Genomic DNA, 14501 nt, shown 5'->3' on the forward strand with positions numbered 1-14501 from the left:
CCTGGAGGAAGATTTTTTCAGGAGGCTTCCACCATGTTGACCATCGGCGATCAGTTCCCATCGATGACCATTCCCGTCCAGCAGGGCGTTGCCGCGCTGCCAGCCGGCGAGACGCTCGATTTGACGACGGCGTATCCCGGCAAGTGGAAGGTGCTGTTTTACTGGCCGAAGGATTTCACCTTCGTCTGCCCGACCGAGATCGTCGGCTACAGCGACATCCGCAGCGATTTCGAAGATCGCGACGCCGTCCTGATCGGCGCGTCGACCGACACCGCGCACGTCCATCTCGCCTGGCGCAAGTCGGACGCGGATCTTGCCGCCGCCGACTTCCCGTGGCTGGCGGATAACGGCGCGAAGCTCGCCGACGCGCTCGGCATCGTCGACAAGAACGAGCATGTCGCGTTCCGCGCGACGTTCATCATCGATCCGGACAACGTCATCCAGGCGGTCCAGGTCAACGGCCTGAACGTCGGCCGCAACCCCGCCGAGACGCTCCGCGTCCTCGACGCGCTGCAGACCGACGAGCTGTGCCCGTGCAACTGGAACAAGGGCGACGACGTCCTCCAGCTGGCTGCGTAAGTAAAACTCTTCTTTCCCCTTCCCGCTCGCGGGAGGGGGCAGGGGGTGGGCCCGCGCGCTCCCCGGACGCATTCGTTCATGGTGAGCGCGGGCCCACCCCTCGGTCCCCTCCCGCCAGCGGGAGGGGAGGAAGAAATAGAAAATATGTCACTCAAGGAATTTGCGGGCACGCTGCCCGATTACGCCAAGGACATCCGCCTCAACGTCGGCTCGCTGCTGAACGAGACGCATCTGACCGACCAGCGCAAATACGGCCTGTTGCTCACCTGCGCGCACGGCTCGGGCTACAAGCCTTTGGTTGACGCCGCCGAGGCTGAATGCGCGCCCAAGCTCTCGCCCGAAGCCGCTACCGCTGCACGCGCCGCCGCTGCCGTGATGGCGATGAACAACGTCTATTACCGCTTCACGCATCTCGCCGGGAACCAGGAATATCGCAACATGCCGGCCAAGCTGCGCATGAACGTGATCGGCCAGCCCGGCATCGACAAGGTCGATTTCGAGCTGTTCAGCCTTGCCGTCTCGGCGATGAACGGCTGCGGCATGTGCATCGACAGCCACGAGCAGATCCTGAAGAAGGCGGGTGTTACCGCGGAAGCGATCCAGACGTCGGTGCGGATCGGCGCGGTGATGGCGGCGGTCGCGACGGTCCACGCGACGCTGTGACCTGAAGCTGGAAAGCTCCCCTCCCTGGAAGGGAGGGGCTGGGGGTGGGTAGGCCCGCTTATGTCGCGAACGTCACCTGATACGGACGCCGACCCACCCCCGACCCCTCCCTTCCAGGGAGGGGCAAGAAGTAATCAGTGCCAGATCGCGCGGTACAGCCCGAACAAACTCGTGATCGTCAGGATCACGCCTACCAGCACCATCAACGTCTTCGCCGGCACGCGCTTCGCCAGCATCGCCCCGAACGGTGCGGCCAGCACGCCGCCGATCAGCAACCCTACCGTCGCCTGCGTAAACGCCGCCCAGCCGAGCTGCGTGATGAACGTCGCCGAGATCGTCGCGGTCAGGAAAAATTCGGCGGTATTGACCGTGCCGATCGTGGTGCGCGGTGTCGCGCCCTGTACCAGCAGGTTCGACGTCACTACCGGCCCCCAGCCGCCACCGCCCGCCGCATCGAGGAACCCGCCGACCAGCCCAAGCGGCTCGACGATCTTCGGCTCCTTCTGCGTCGGCGGATAGCGAAGACCGCGGTACAGCAGATACACGCCGATCGACGTCAGATACGCGAGGATGAACGGTTTCGCCGTGCTCGCATCGATGTTCGACAGCACATACGCGCCCAGCACGCCGCCGATCACGCCCGGGATCATCAGCCGCAGGAACAGCGTCCAGTTGACGTTCTTGTGCAGCACATGGCTGATCCCCGACACGGCGGTGGTGAAGGTCTCGACGGTATGTACGCCCGCCGACGCCGCGGCCGGCGGCACGCCGACCCACAGCAGCAACGTGTTCGAGATCACGCCGAATGCCATCCCGAGTGCGCCATCGACCATCTGCGCCGCGAACCCGACGAGTATGAAGGGCAGCAGTGTTTCGAAGCTCAAGGTCGTCAGGTCGAACATCGGCATCCCCTCAATATCGGCCCAGACTGCAACGCGGCGACTTATCCCACAACAAAGATAGGCTTTACCCCCGATTGCGGGACTCACGGACCAGTGTCGGCGCGGTTCTGGAAATCGGTCGTTCGATACCCTAGATACGGAAATCGCGAAGGGGACTGCGGATGTCGAGCGGATTACTGGCCTATCTGGATTCGATCCGCGCCCGCGATCCCGCCCCGCATTCGCGCGCCGAAATCATGCTGTATCCCGGCGTATGGGCGCTCGGCTATCACCGCATCGCGCACCGGCTGTATAAGGCGAAACTGTTTTTCCTTGCGCGGTGCGTCAATCATTGGTCGCGCTTCACGACCGCGATCGACATCCATCCGGGTGCGACGATCGGCCGCAATTTCTTCATCGACCACGGTTTCGTCGTGATCGGCGAGACCGCGCACATCGGTGACGACGTGACCATCTACCAGTGCGTCACGTTGGGCGGCACCAGCCCCGACAACGGCGTGCAGGGCAAGCGGCATCCTACCATCTCCGACGGCGCGATCATCGGTTCGGGCGCGCAGGTGCTGGGGCCGATCATGCTCGGCAAGCGCTCGCGCGTCGGTGCCAATGCGGTGGTCACGCGTGACGTCCCGGCGGGAACGACCGTCGTCGGCATTCCCGCGCGGGCGACCACAATCGAAGGCGGCAACGCGCCGGAGGTGCCACGCTTCGTCCCCTACGGCACGCCGTGCAGCGAAATGTTCGATCCCGCGACGCAGAAAATGGAAATGATGCGCTGCGAACTCGAGACGATGCGCAAGCGGCTCGACGCGTTGCTGGCCGACGGCCAGGACGCGGATCGCCTAGAGGACCGCCGCGACCGCGCATGATGACGAAGCGCGCCTGATGGGTATCGTCACTCCGTTCCCGACCCCCTCCAAAGCGACCCAGATCGGCTTCGAGCGTCTCGAACTCAATCGGATCCTCGACCTGTATGGCCGGATGGTCGCGGCGGGTCATTGGCGCGACTATGCGATCGATCTCGGCAAGGACGCCGCGGTGTTCGCCGCCTTCCGCCGTGCGGCCGAACGCCCGGAGTTCCGGATCGAGAAGCGCCCCGCGTTGCGCAACAAGCAGGGCATGTGGGCGCTGATCGGCGAGGGCGGCGCCGTGGTGAAGCGTGGGCACGAACTCGGCCCGGTGCTCGCCCCGGTGGAACGTCGTTTGATGAAGCTCGTCGAGAACTAAGCCTCACATTGCCCCCCTCCCTGGAAGGGAGGGGCTGGGGGTGGGTAGGCCAGCTTGTGTTGCCACGTAGCCCGATACGGAAACCGACCCGTCCCCGACCCCTCCCTTCCAGGGAGGGGAGTCTAACAGGCGGTTACACCAGCACCGGCGCGCTCGCGCGATCCGCTTCGCCGAACACCCGGAGGTACCGCGCGATCTCTGCCGGTTCGCCGGTCGCCTTGGCCGGATTATCCGACAGCTTTACCGCTGGCCGACCGTTCGCCGCGATCACCTTGCAGACCAGCGAGATCGGCTCCAGCGCCGTCGCGCCGTCCGGATCGCAGCCGCGGAAATCGTTGGTCAGGTTGGTCCCCCAGCCGAAGCTCATCCGCACGCGCCCGTGGAAATGGCCATACACCTGCTCGATCGTGTCGATATCCATCCCGTCGGAGAAGATCAGCAGCTTGGTCTTCGGATCGACGCCCTGTTCCTCCCACCAGCGGATGATCTGCTCGCCGCCTGCGATCGGCGGCGCGCTGTCGGGACGGAAGCCGGTCCATTCGGACAGCCAGTGCGGCGCGTTGCGCAGGAACGCGGTCGTCCCGAATGCGTCGGGCAGCGCGATCAGGAGGTTGCCGTTGTAATGTTGCCGCCAATGCTCGAGCACGCGGTAGGGCGCGTCGGCCAGTTCGGCATCGCTGTCGGCCAGCGCGGCGGTCACCATCGGCAGTTCGTGCGCGTTGGTGCCGATCGCCTCCAGGTCGGCGTCCATCGCCAGCAGCACGTTCGAGGTGCCGATGAACCGGTCGCCGAGCCCCTCCTTCAGCGCCTCGACGCACCAGCGCTGCCACAGGAAACCGTGCCGCCGCCGGGTGCCGAAATCCGACAGGACGAGGTCGGGCAGTTCGCGCAGTCGCTCGACCTTCTCCCACAGCTTGGCCTTGGCGCGGGCGTAGACGATATCGAGCGCGAACCGCCCGCGATCGCGCAGGGCGGCGCGCGACTTCAGCTCGTTGATGATCGTGAGCGCGGGAATCTCCCACATCGTCGTGTGGCTCCATGGCCCTTCGAAATGCAGCTCGTACTGCCCGTCGACCTTGCGCAGGTCGTAGGCGGGCAGCTGGAAGTCGGCGAGCCAGGCCAGGAACTCGGGTCCGAACATCTTCTGCTTGCCGTAGAAGCTGTTGCCGGCGAGCCAGATCAGCTCCTTCTTCGCGAACCTGAGCGTCCTGGCGTGGTCGAGCTGCGCGCGCAGTTCGTCCTCGTCGACGATCTCCGCCAGCCGCACCGTCCTGGTCCGGTTGATGAGCGCGAAGGTGGCGCTGACGTCGGGATACACCTGCCGGATCATCTGCAGCATTAGCAGCTTGTAGAAATCGGTATCGAGCAGGCTGCGCACGATCGGATCTAGCCGGAAATTGTGATTGTACGTCCGGGTGGCGATATCGGTCACGGCCATGCGCGTGGGGCTCCTGCGTTGCCCGATGCGGGTGTCGGAGAAGACGCGCATGTGTCAAGCAGCGGTCGAAGGAGACGGGCGATGGCGCGGTTCGTGGTCGTGGTGGATACGCAGTGGGATTTCATGGCGGCGGACGGCGCACTGAGCGTCGCCGGGGCTGCGGACCTGGTCGCGCCGATGCAGGCGTGGCTGTCGGCGCTGAAGCGCGACGACATCGCCGGCGTCCTGTTCACGTTCGACACGCATTTCCGCGAAACCTACGCCGCGTCGCCGGAGGCGCAGATGTTTCCGATCCACTGCGTTCGGGGGACTGAAGGCTGGGGCAACATGCTCGACGTCGCGCGGGTCGATCGGGCGATCCCGGCGTGGCGGATCGAGAAGGGCGTCTTCGACATGTGGGCCGAACCCGGCCTCGTCATCGAAAACGCGCGCGATGGTGCGCAACCTGTCATGCCGCGCGACGCGTTTTTCGACGAGGTCCTGGCCGGCGGGGTCACTGACGTCACGGTGATCGGCGTCGCCGCGGACTATTGCGTGCGTTGGGCGGTCGCGGGTTTGATCGACCGAGGGTTTGCGGTGACGGTTCCCGCCGATCTGACGCGCGGTATCGAGCGGCAGATCGCCACGGTCGCGGCAGAGGACTTCGCCGGTACGCGGCTGCTCGTCCAACCGGCGATCGACGCCGCATAACCGCCCTCGCTCTCGGGCCATTCACGCCGCAGACACATGGGGGAAAACATGGCGCGCCATGACTGACGCTCGGTTTGGGGCGGAGGCGACGTGCGCGGATCATCATCGCAGGCAAGCGACTGTGCCCTCGGGTTGCACGCGCCGCGGTCGCGCCACCGCGATCTCGCCGATCGGCCGATCCAGCGCTCGGCGTGTCGACGCTGCGGCGCCGCGATCGTCAAATCCGCGGTCAGCCGCCGTTGGATCGTCTCGGGTTTGCTGGGCTGATCCGGTCACGACAATGGAAGAGGGGACTATGATGAAGACGAGACTCCGTTGCCCCGGATCGGCCCGCCTTGCGATGCTGGCGGCGATGCTCGGCATGTCGCACGCGGCGCTGGCGCAAGGTCCACGCGACGGACCACCGCCGCGCATCGATGTCGCTCGGATGCAGGCGCGTGAGGTCGACGACATGGCGCTGGTGCTGGCGCTGCGCCCGGACCAGCGGCCGGCGCTGGCGGCGTTCGTTCAGTCGATGGCGCCACCGCCGCTGCCGCTGCGTGGCGGCGATCGTGGGCAGGACAGGGGGGACGATGCCGGGCCGGACGAAAGCTTCACGCGTCGTCTCGACCGGATGGCGCAGGATTCGGCGCGGCGATCGGAAGAGGACGGGCGCAGGATCACTGCCGCACGCACCTTCTACGCGAGCCTCGATCCTGCGCAGCGACCTACGTTCGAGGCGTTGATGCGGTTACGGCATCGGCCGGGTCCGCTGGGACAGATGCATGGCCGGGACGGCGGTCCGCCGCTGCCGCCGCCGGGCGAGATGCCGCCGCCGCGACCGTGACGCCAGGCCGACGCCGTGGTCCGCCATCCGGGACTGGATCACGGCATCTCGCGGTCGGGTGAAGTCGGCGGGGAAGAAGGCCGATCCGAACCGTTCCGCCATGTGTCCGCCCCGGCCCTCGGCAGTTCGCCGCGGGTCAGCGCCCCGTCGTGATTGCGATCGAGCGCCGCGAACCGGGTTGCCGCGGCCATCGCGAATTCGGATCTGTCGACGCCGCGGTTCAGGTTGCGGTCGGCTGCGATGACGGGTTCGGGAAGATCGAAGAACCCGAAGCGTCCCGCGCCGAGCCGTTCGCGTATGACGGTATCGGTTGTCTTGGCGTCGTCGTTACGCATGCCCTTGCCCTCACCACCCCCACCGCCACCACCACCGCCTTGCCGGCGTCCACCACCGGAACCGCGACCGCCACGCCCCCCGGGACCGCGCGCACCGGAGGACGGCCCACGGCCACCGGACGCAACACGGATTTCGGGGACCAGAATGTTTTCGTAATAGGCGATGTCGTCGGGATCGATCTCGCCATCGTTGCCGCGATCGAGTGCCACGAAGAAGCGCATCGCATCGCGCTGAAATTCCGGCTCGGTGATACGACCGTCGCCATCGCGGTCGGCGCCCGCGAACCAGAGCGCCTGGGCAGCGCCGGCATGTTGCGATGCCCTGAAAGGCTCGCCCATCGGGCTGATGAACAACTGCCCGCGGCCATGCGCGGAACCCGCGTCAGCGCCTCCGTCGCTGTGGCGAAGTGCGGCATTGCCAGGACCGTCAGGTCCGCGACGGCTCGGCAGGTCGGACGCGCACCCCGCCAGTGCGCCGGTCAAGGCGATAAGAAACACTATACGCATGAAGCCTCCTCGAGATCGTGACGACCGTCAGACGCGCACATCGTTGCCCCGATATGTCGGCACCCCGGCGCCCGCACATCGGTCCCGTCAAACAGGCAAGGTCACGCGCACCAGCAGGCCACCCTCCGCCCGGTTCTCGATCGTCGCTTCGCCGCCATGTCCGCGGGCGACCGCCCGGACGCTCGCCAGACCCAGCCCGCTGCCGCCCGTATCGCGGTTGCGCGACTGCTCGGCACGAAAGAACGGCTCGAACGCGCGTGCCAGATCGGCGGGCGCCATGCCCATACCGGAATCCGACACTTCCAGCACCGCCACGCCGCCGGTGCGGCGAAGCTGGACGTCGGCGTGTCCGGCGTAGTTGACGGCATTGCTCACCAGGTTCGCGAGCAGAGCCTTGAGCGACGGCGTGTCGCCTTCGATGATCAGGGGCGGCCCGGGATGCAGCACGACCCGGTCGCCGCGATCAGAGAAATCGTCGGTCACGCTCTCCGCCAGCGATCGAAGGTCGAGCTTTTGCCGGCGGACGTGCCGGGTCATGTCGCGGACGAACGCCATCGCCGAACCGATCCGCTGGCTCATCTCCTGGATATCGCCTTCGCTTGCGACGCGAATGTCTTCCGGCGCCTTTTCTAGCCGCAGCGACAGCCGCATGAGCGGCGTGCGAAGATCGTGCGCGACCGCCGCGATCAGGGTCGTACGGTCCTCCACATAGCGGTTGAGCCGCTCCTGCATCAGGTTGAAGGCGCTGGCGGCCTCGGCGATTTCGGGAGGGCCGGTGACGGGCAGGGGATCGGCGCGGGGATCTCGCCCGAGTCGTTCGGCGGCTTCGGCGAACCGTCCGATCGGCTTGGCGACCCGGCGGGCCAGGGCCCATGCGATCGGCGCGACGACCGCCATCGCCACCAGGAACCACAGCACGATGCGCGCCCGCCATGGGCCGATCGTGCCGTTCGTCGGCCGGATCACCAGCCAGCGACCGTCCGGTCGTTCGATCGAGACCACGAACGGTCCGAACAGCGCATTCTCGAACGGGCGATGATGGGACCTACCCAAGTTCATCGGCATCGGTGGCCGAAGGGCGCCTGCCATCAACGGCATGGCCGAGGGTTCGGTTTCGACGGTCACGCGTTCGGCCGGCAGCGCGAGGTCGACGGCAATCAGTTTCGCCAGGCGGAGGTCGCGCGGATTGTCGGTCGGTCGCGGTGGTCCGCCGGCGACTTTCATGGTCAGCAACTTGGCCGGGTCGCTACCCGATCGGACGACGCCGGCTACCCGCGCCGTCGTGTAGATGACCGGCATCGGCGGCGGCATCAGCAGAACGATGGCGAAGTTGAGCACCTGAACGAGCAGCACGGTCGTTAGCATCAGCGCGAGAATGCGGACGAACAGGCTCCAGGGGCGGATCCGGGACGGCCGGGCGCCGACCGCCGTCACTGCCGCACGACGCGCGGCACGAAGAAATAGCCCTCGTTGCGGATCGTCCGGATGATTTCGTCGCCGCGCGACCGAAGCTTTCGACGCAGCCGGCTGACCTGGACATCGATCGCGCGATCGAACGCGTCGGTGTCGGGGCCACGCGCGGCCTCGAGCAGGGCATCGCGGGCCAGTACGCGCCGGGGACGTTCGACGAACGCGCGCAGCACCGCGAATTCGCCGTCGGTCAGGTCGATCAGCGTGCCGTCCGGATCGAACAGTTCGTGCGCGGCGAAATCGACTCGCCAACCGAGGAAACCGAACGATCGGCTTTCCCCGGCGTCCTGGATTTCCCGCGCGCGGAGCGCGGCGCGTACGGTCGCCAATATTTCGCGCGGGCTGCACGGTTTGGAGAGGTAATGGCTGGCGCCGATTTCCAGTCCCAGGATGCGATCCGGTTCGTCGCCGAGCGCGCTCAGCATCACGACCGGCGGTGCACCGACCCGTGCCAGCCGGCGACAGACCGACAGCCCGTCCTCGCCCGGCATCATCACGTCGAGCAGAATGAGCGACACGGGCCGCCGCGCCAGGACGCCGTCCATCTCCTGCGCGTTCGTTGCCGTCTCTACCTGATAGCCGTGCATCCCCAGGCTCTGCGCGAGCAGCGTCCGGATCGCGTGATCGTCGTCGACGACGAGCAACACGGGTTTGGCCGAATCTTGAACAGATGTTGAGTCCATCGGTCTTTCTTAGGTCGGCCATGTGTTCGCGATGTTTCTGGATTATCAGGCGGTACATCCACGGGATAGTCGGGCAGCGATTAGCCGTCCAAGTTTGTCGCAGTCCCAGCCGGCGGCGCTGCGAGCCTTGCAAATGTGGCGGCCTGGATGGTCACGGTGGCGTCGGGACACGCTGACCAAACCGCGATGACCCTTCATGCTCTTGTCAGCGCACTGTAATGCCCGACCCCATGCTGCGGTGATGTCGTCGGTTTCGTTTCCCCGTGCTGCGTGGATCGCCCGTCGCTGGGCCAGGCACGTCAGCCTTGCTGCGCGAGGTGTCATGACGGTCGCCGCCTGCGCATTGCCCACGTTGTCCGGCACGGCGGCGGACGGTTCGTGACAGCCCTATCCGGTCCAACTCGGCAAGCACTATCCGGCGAAGCGCCTCGAATGGCTGTCTCCTGCCGATCTGCGCGACGTGCCTGATACTGACGAGGCCGGTCCCGCGCCTCGAATATACGCTGTGATGTCGATTGCCGAAGCCGATCGATGCGCCGCCACGATGGCCGGTGCGACCTCCGGGGATCTGGGCGAGGTCGCGGCGGTCCGCAGGGAGGACGCGTCGCCCATGCTGGCGGCATCGGTGTGCAGCGCGTTCATCGGGTGTGGCGGGCAGTCCGACTGCATCGTGGCGCGATGATGCTGCATATCTCCACCGCCGATCGCGAGCAGGCATGAAAAAACCGCCGACCGGTCTCCCGGACGGCGGTTTTTCGTTACGTCAGCGCCGAAGCGTCTGACGAAACCGATTACTCGGCTTCGTTCAGATACTCGCCGGCATCCGCGTCAGTGCCGGTGCCCGAGGTGACGACCGCTGCGAGCGGATCCTCACCCGTGCCGCCTGCATCGCGCGGCGAGCGCGCGAGTTCGGCAGCATGCTCGTCGGCAGCCGACATCGGTGCCACGATCGACACCTCCGCCATCTTGCGCTGCGCGACGCGCATCGATGCGTCGCGGCTGTTGGCCACGACCCGCAGGCGGTTGAGGCCTGCACCGGTGCCTGCCGGGATGAGCCGGCCGACGATCACGTTCTCCTTCAGGCCCATCAGCATGTCCTGCTTGCCCTGGACTGCTGCCTCGGTGAGGACGCGGGTGGTTTCCTGGAACGATGCCGCCGAGATGAAGCTGCGGGTCTGCAGCGACGCCTTGGTGATGCCGAGCAGGATGGGCTTGCCCTGTGCGCGGGTCTGCTTCTTCTCGAGCTTCTCGTTGGTCGCGTCCATTTCCTCGCGATCGACCTGCTCGCCCTTCAGCAGCGTGGTGTCGCCGCCATCGGTGATCTCGACCTTCTGCAGCATCTGACGAACGATCGTCTCGATGTGCTTGTCGTTGATCTTCACACCCTGGAGACGATAGACCTCCTGGATTTCCGACACGAGATACTCGGCGAGGGGTTCGATGCCCATCGTCTCGAGGATGTCGTGCGGATCGGGCGAGCCGCCGATCAGGTTATCGCCGCGCTTGACGTAATCGCCTTCCTGCACGTCGATGACCTTCGACTTCGGCACCAGATACTCGACGACGTCGCCGCCATCCTCGGGCTGGATGCCGATCTTGCGCTTCGCCTTGTAATCCTTGCCGAACACCACGCGGCCCGAAATCTTGGCGATGATCGCCGAGTCCTTGGGGATACGCGCCTCGAACAGCTCGGCAACACGCGGCAGACCACCGGTGATGTCGCGCGTCTTGGCGCTCTCGCGGCTGACACGGGCCACGACGTCGCCGCCGAACACCTGTGCGCCATCCTCGACCGACAACGTAGCGCCAATCGCCAGCATGTAACGACCGGTCTCGCCCGACGTCTCGTCGAGCAGGGTCATGCGCGGACGCAGATCCTCCTTCGACTTGGTCGCCGCACGATATTCGATCACGACGCGCTGGGCGATGCCCGTGGCTTCGTCGGTCTGCTCGGTGAGCGTCTTGCCCTCGATCAGGTCGACATACTTGATCGTGCCCGGGTTCTCCGTGATCACCGGCATGGTGAACGGATCCCACTCGGCCATCCGATCGCCGCGCGACACGATGTGACCATCGTCGAACAGCACGTACGCACCGTAGGGGATACGATCGACCGAGAGCTCGCGGCCGTCCATGTCGACGATTGCGATTTCACCCGAGCGGCTGAGCACCACGCGACGACCACGCTGGTCGACGATGATACGCAGATCGCGGAACTGCACCGTACCGTCGGCATGCGCCTCGAGGTTCGACGTTTCGTTGAGCTGCGCCGCACCACCGATGTGGAACGTACGCATCGTCAGCTGCGTGCCCGGCTCACCGATCGACTGCGCGGCGATGACGCCGACAGCTTCACCGATGTTGACCGGCGTACCGCGGGCGAGATCGCGCCCGTAGCACTTGCCGCAGACGCCGATCTTCGACTCGCAGACCAGTGGGCTGCGGATCTTGCACGACTGCGTGCCGAGGCCCTCGATCGTCGTGATCATCGGCTCGTCGAGCAGCGTGCCCGACGGGATGACGACCTTGCCGGTCTTCGGATCTATGATGTCCTCCGCGGTCGTACGACCAAGGATACGCTCGCCGAGGCTTGCGATGGTCGAACCACCCTGAAGAATGGCCTTCATCTCCAGCGCGCGGGTCGTGCCGCAATCCGGTTCGATGATGACGCAATCCTGCGACACGTCGACCAGACGACGCGTCAGATAGCCCGAGTTCGCCGTCTTCAACGCCGTATCCGCGAGGCCCTTGCGAGCGCCGTGGGTCGAGTTGAAGTATTCGAGGACGGTCAGGCCTTCCTTGAAGTTCGAGATGATCGGCGTTTCGATGATCTCGCCCGACGGCTTGGCCATCAGGCCACGCATACCGGCAAGCTGCTTGATCTGCGCCTGCGAACCACGAGCACCCGAATGGGCCATCATGTAGATCGAGTTGATCGGCTTTTCACGGCCGGTGTCCTCGTCGACCTTCACCGCACGGATCTCGTCCATCATGGCGTTCGCGACCTGGTCGCCGCAACGGCTCCAGGCGTCGATCACCTTGTTGTACTTCTCCTGCTGCGTGATCAGACCGTCCTGATACTGCTGCTCGAAGTCCTTCACGAGCGCCTTGGTGTCGTCGACCAGACCAACCTTGGCGTCCGGAATGATCATGTCGTCCTTGCCGAACGAGATGCCGGCGCGGAACGCGTGACGGAAGCCGAGCGACATGATCGCGTCAGCGAACAGCACGGTCTCCTTCTGGCCGGTGTGACGATAGACCTCGTCGATCACGTCGCCCACGTCCTTCTTGGTGAGGAGGCGGTTGACGGTATCGAACGGCACCTTGTGGCTATGCGGCAGGCACTCGCCGAGCAGCATGCGGCCCGGGGTCGTCTCATACCGCTTGAGGTACTGCTTACCCTTCTCGTCGGTCTGCGGAACGCGGCTGATGACCTTGGTGTGCAGCGTGACCGCCTGGGCGTTCAGCGCCTGATGCACTTCGGCCATGTCACCGAGCAGCATCCCCTGGCCCGGCTCGTTCTCCTTCATCATCGACAGATAATAGAGCCCCAGCACCATGTCCTGCGACGGAACGATGATCGGCTTGCCGTTGGCCGGCGACAGGATGTTGTTCGTCGACATCATCAGGACGCGTGCTTCGAGCTGGGCCTCGAGGCTCAGCGGGACGTGCACGGCCATCTGATCGCCGTCGAAATCGGCGTTGAATGCAGAGCAGACCAGCGGGTGAAGCTGGATCGCCTTGCCCTCGATCAATACAGGCTCGAACGCCTGGATGCCGAGACGGTGAAGCGTCGGCGCACGGTTCAGCATGACCGGATGCTCGCGGATCACCTCGTCCAGGATGTCCCAGACTTCCTTGCGCTCCTTCTCGACCCACTTCTTCGCCTGCTTAAGGGTCATCGACAGACCCTTCGCATCGAGACGGGCGTAGATGAACGGCTTGAACAGCTCGAGCGCCATCTTCTTCGGCAGGCCGCACTGGTGCAGCTTCAGCTCAGGCCCGGTCACGATGACCGAACGACCCGAATAGTCGACGCGCTTGCCGAGCAGATTCTGGCGGAAGCGGCCCTGCTTGCCCTTGAGCATGTCGGACAGCGACTTCAGCGGACGCTTGTTGGCGCCCGTGATCGTGCGACCGCGGCGACCATTGTCGAACAGGGCGTCGACCGCCTCCTGGAGCATGCGCTTCTCGTTGCGGACGATGATGTCCGGCGCGCGAAGCTCCATCAGGCGCTTGAGACGATTGTTGCGGTTGATCACGCGGCGATACAGATCGTTCAGATCCGACGTCGCGAAACGACCACCGTCCAGCGGCACCAGCGGGCGCAGCTCGGGCGGGATGACCGGAACGACCTCGAGGATCATCCACTCGGGCCGATTGCCCGAATCGATGAAGCTCTCGACGACCTTGAGGCGCTTGATGATCTTCTTGGGCTTCAGCTCGGACTTGGTGACCGCGAGCTCTTCGAGCAGCGCGGTACGCTCACCGACGAGATCGAGCGATTCGAGCATGATGCGGACCGCCTCGGCACCGATACCGGCCGAGAACGCGTCCTCGCCATACTGGTCCTGCGCGTCGAGGAGTTCGTCCTCGGTCATCAGCTGGTACTTCTCGAGCGGGGTCAGGCCCGGCTCGATCACGATGTACGCCTCGAAGTACAGCACGCGCTCGAGCTGCTTCAGCTGCATGTCGAGCAGCAGGCCGATGCGCGACGGCAGCGACTTCAGGAACCAGATGTGCGCGACCGGGGCGGCGAGCTCGATATGGCCCATCCGCTCGCGGCGGACCTTCGAGACGGTAACCTCAACGCCGCACTTCTCGCAGACGATGCCCTTGTACTTCATGCGCTTGTACTTGCCGCACAGGCACTCGTAATCCTTGATCGGACCGAAGATGCGCGCGCAGAACAGGCCGTCACGCTCGGGCTTGAACGTGCGATAGTTGATGGTCTCGGGCTTCTTGATCTCGCCGAACGACCACGAACGGATCTTGTCCGGGGACGCGATGCCGATCTGGATCTGGTCGAACGTCTCGGTCTTGGCGACCGGATTGGCGAAGGGGGTCATCTCGTTCATATATTGATCCTTCCAACTCCCCTCCCGCAAGCGGGAGGGGAAGGGGCCCAAGCTCTCGCTTGGGAAGGGGTGGGCACCCGGTTCGATCTTGGCGCTCCATCACCGG

14 protein-coding genes are annotated in these 14501 nt (G+C 65.4%); 8 read left to right on the forward strand and 6 right to left on the reverse strand.

All coding sequences use genetic code 11. The annotated features are described in order from the left end of the window. The first annotated feature begins 33 nt into the window (after positions 1–33). Positions 34–579 carry a peroxiredoxin gene (locus tag U1707_RS07155; protein ID WP_128454213.1) on the forward strand — a complete coding sequence of 182 codons (546 nt, stop codon included), beginning with the start codon at positions 34–36 and terminating at the stop codon, positions 577–579. Between the two features lie 144 nt (positions 580–723). Then, positions 724–1242 (forward strand): alkylhydroperoxidase, AhpD family, encoded by a 519-nt coding sequence (gene ahpD, locus U1707_RS07160; RefSeq protein WP_332799395.1) that lies wholly within the window; start codon positions 724–726, stop codon positions 1240–1242. 134 nt (positions 1243–1376) lie between these two features. Here ahpD and U1707_RS07165 read toward each other — a convergent pair whose 3' ends face one another. Then, positions 1377–2144: a sulfite exporter TauE/SafE family protein gene (locus U1707_RS07165; protein ID WP_443025664.1), complete on the reverse strand. Its 768-nt coding sequence runs from the start codon at positions 2142–2144 to the stop codon at positions 1377–1379. 161 nt (positions 2145–2305) lie between these two features. Between U1707_RS07165 and epsC the strand changes: the two genes are divergently transcribed. Together epsC and U1707_RS07175 are read left to right on the forward strand one after the other, a co-directional pair. Then, complete coding sequence (gene epsC / locus U1707_RS07170) at positions 2306–3010, forward strand: serine O-acetyltransferase EpsC (RefSeq protein WP_332799397.1); 705 nt, start codon at positions 2306–2308, stop codon at positions 3008–3010. A gap of 16 nt (positions 3011–3026) precedes the next feature. Then, on the forward strand, positions 3027–3368 hold the full coding sequence (locus tag U1707_RS07175; protein ID WP_332799398.1) for a DUF2794 domain-containing protein: 342 nt from the start codon (positions 3027–3029) through the stop codon (positions 3366–3368). Positions 3369–3501: 133 nt separating this feature from the next. Here the strand turns inward: U1707_RS07175 and pncB are convergent, their stop codons facing one another. Continuing rightward, on the reverse strand, positions 3502–4806 hold the full coding sequence (gene pncB, locus U1707_RS07180) for a nicotinate phosphoribosyltransferase (RefSeq protein ID WP_332799399.1): 1305 nt from the start codon (positions 4804–4806) through the stop codon (positions 3502–3504). 81 nt (positions 4807–4887) lie between these two features. On the opposite strand from pncB, the gene U1707_RS07185 reads away from it, so the two are divergent. The 3 genes from U1707_RS07185 to U1707_RS07195 all read left to right on the forward strand — a co-directional run bounded on the left by U1707_RS07185 (position 4888) and on the right by U1707_RS07195 (position 6322). Next, the gene (locus U1707_RS07185; RefSeq protein ID WP_332799400.1) at positions 4888–5496 is read left to right on the forward strand and encodes a cysteine hydrolase family protein; all 609 of its coding nucleotides are present in this window, start codon (positions 4888–4890) and stop codon (positions 5494–5496) included. Between the two features lie 90 nt (positions 5497–5586). After that, the gene (locus U1707_RS07190) at positions 5587–5763 is read left to right on the forward strand and encodes a hypothetical protein (protein ID WP_332799401.1); all 177 of its coding nucleotides are present in this window, start codon (positions 5587–5589) and stop codon (positions 5761–5763) included. Positions 5764–5794: 31 nt separating this feature from the next. Continuing rightward, positions 5795–6322, forward strand: coding sequence for a Spy/CpxP family protein refolding chaperone (locus U1707_RS07195; protein ID WP_332799402.1), 528 nt, complete (start codon positions 5795–5797; stop codon positions 6320–6322). A gap of 38 nt (positions 6323–6360) precedes the next feature. Here U1707_RS07195 and U1707_RS07200 read toward each other — a convergent pair whose 3' ends face one another. The 3 genes from U1707_RS07200 to U1707_RS07210 form a co-directional block, all read right to left on the reverse strand. After that, entirely contained in the window at positions 6361–7164 is an 804-nt protein-coding gene (locus U1707_RS07200; protein WP_332799403.1) for an EF-hand domain-containing protein, read from the reverse strand. Between the two features lie 87 nt (positions 7165–7251). Next, positions 7252–8598, reverse strand: a complete 1347-nt coding sequence (locus U1707_RS07205) for a sensor histidine kinase (protein WP_332799404.1) — start codon at positions 8596–8598, stop codon at positions 7252–7254. Continuing rightward, complete coding sequence (locus tag U1707_RS07210; RefSeq protein ID WP_332799405.1) at positions 8595–9317, reverse strand: response regulator; 723 nt, start codon at positions 9315–9317, stop codon at positions 8595–8597. Before U1707_RS07210 ends, U1707_RS07205 begins: the two co-directional genes overlap by 4 nt. 508 nt (positions 9318–9825) lie before the next feature. Between U1707_RS07210 and U1707_RS07215 the strand changes: the two genes are divergently transcribed. Next, positions 9826–9999: a hypothetical protein gene (locus tag U1707_RS07215; RefSeq protein WP_332799406.1), complete on the forward strand. Its 174-nt coding sequence runs from the start codon at positions 9826–9828 to the stop codon at positions 9997–9999. A gap of 109 nt (positions 10000–10108) precedes the next feature. On the opposite strand, the gene rpoC is transcribed toward U1707_RS07215, so the two are convergent. Continuing rightward, positions 10109–14395 carry a DNA-directed RNA polymerase subunit beta' gene (gene rpoC / locus U1707_RS07220; protein ID WP_332799407.1) on the reverse strand — a complete coding sequence of 1429 codons (4287 nt, stop codon included), beginning with the start codon at positions 14393–14395 and terminating at the stop codon, positions 10109–10111. Positions 14396–14501: the final 106 nt, after the last annotated feature.

Source organism: Sphingomonas sandaracina, assembly GCF_036663695.1.
Classification (GTDB): domain Bacteria; phylum Pseudomonadota; class Alphaproteobacteria; order Sphingomonadales; family Sphingomonadaceae; genus Sphingomonas.

Excerpts from the sequence above, each read along its gene's own strand:
- U1707_RS07215 (WP_332799406.1), top strand. The coding sequence starts at position 9,826 with ATGTCGATTGCCGAAGCCGATCGATGCGCCGCCACGATGGCCGGTGCG.
- pncB (WP_332799399.1), bottom strand. The coding sequence starts at position 4,806 with ATGGCCGTGACCGATATCGCCACCCGGACGTACAATCACAATTTCCGG.
- U1707_RS07200 (WP_332799403.1), bottom strand. The coding sequence starts at position 7,164 with ATGCGTATAGTGTTTCTTATCGCCTTGACCGGCGCACTGGCGGGGTGC.
- U1707_RS07195 (WP_332799402.1), top strand. The coding sequence starts at position 5,795 with ATGAAGACGAGACTCCGTTGCCCCGGATCGGCCCGCCTTGCGATGCTG.
- U1707_RS07210 (WP_332799405.1), bottom strand. The coding sequence starts at position 9,317 with ATGGACTCAACATCTGTTCAAGATTCGGCCAAACCCGTGTTGCTCGTC.
- ahpD (WP_332799395.1), top strand. The coding sequence starts at position 724 with ATGTCACTCAAGGAATTTGCGGGCACGCTGCCCGATTACGCCAAGGAC.
- epsC (WP_332799397.1), top strand. The coding sequence starts at position 2,306 with ATGTCGAGCGGATTACTGGCCTATCTGGATTCGATCCGCGCCCGCGAT.
- U1707_RS07175 (WP_332799398.1), top strand. The coding sequence starts at position 3,027 with ATGGGTATCGTCACTCCGTTCCCGACCCCCTCCAAAGCGACCCAGATC.
- U1707_RS07165 (WP_443025664.1), bottom strand. The coding sequence starts at position 2,144 with ATGTTCGACCTGACGACCTTGAGCTTCGAAACACTGCTGCCCTTCATA.
- U1707_RS07155 (WP_128454213.1), top strand. The coding sequence starts at position 34 with ATGTTGACCATCGGCGATCAGTTCCCATCGATGACCATTCCCGTCCAG.
- U1707_RS07185 (WP_332799400.1), top strand. The coding sequence starts at position 4,888 with ATGGCGCGGTTCGTGGTCGTGGTGGATACGCAGTGGGATTTCATGGCG.
- rpoC (WP_332799407.1), bottom strand. The coding sequence starts at position 14,395 with ATGAACGAGATGACCCCCTTCGCCAATCCGGTCGCCAAGACCGAGACG.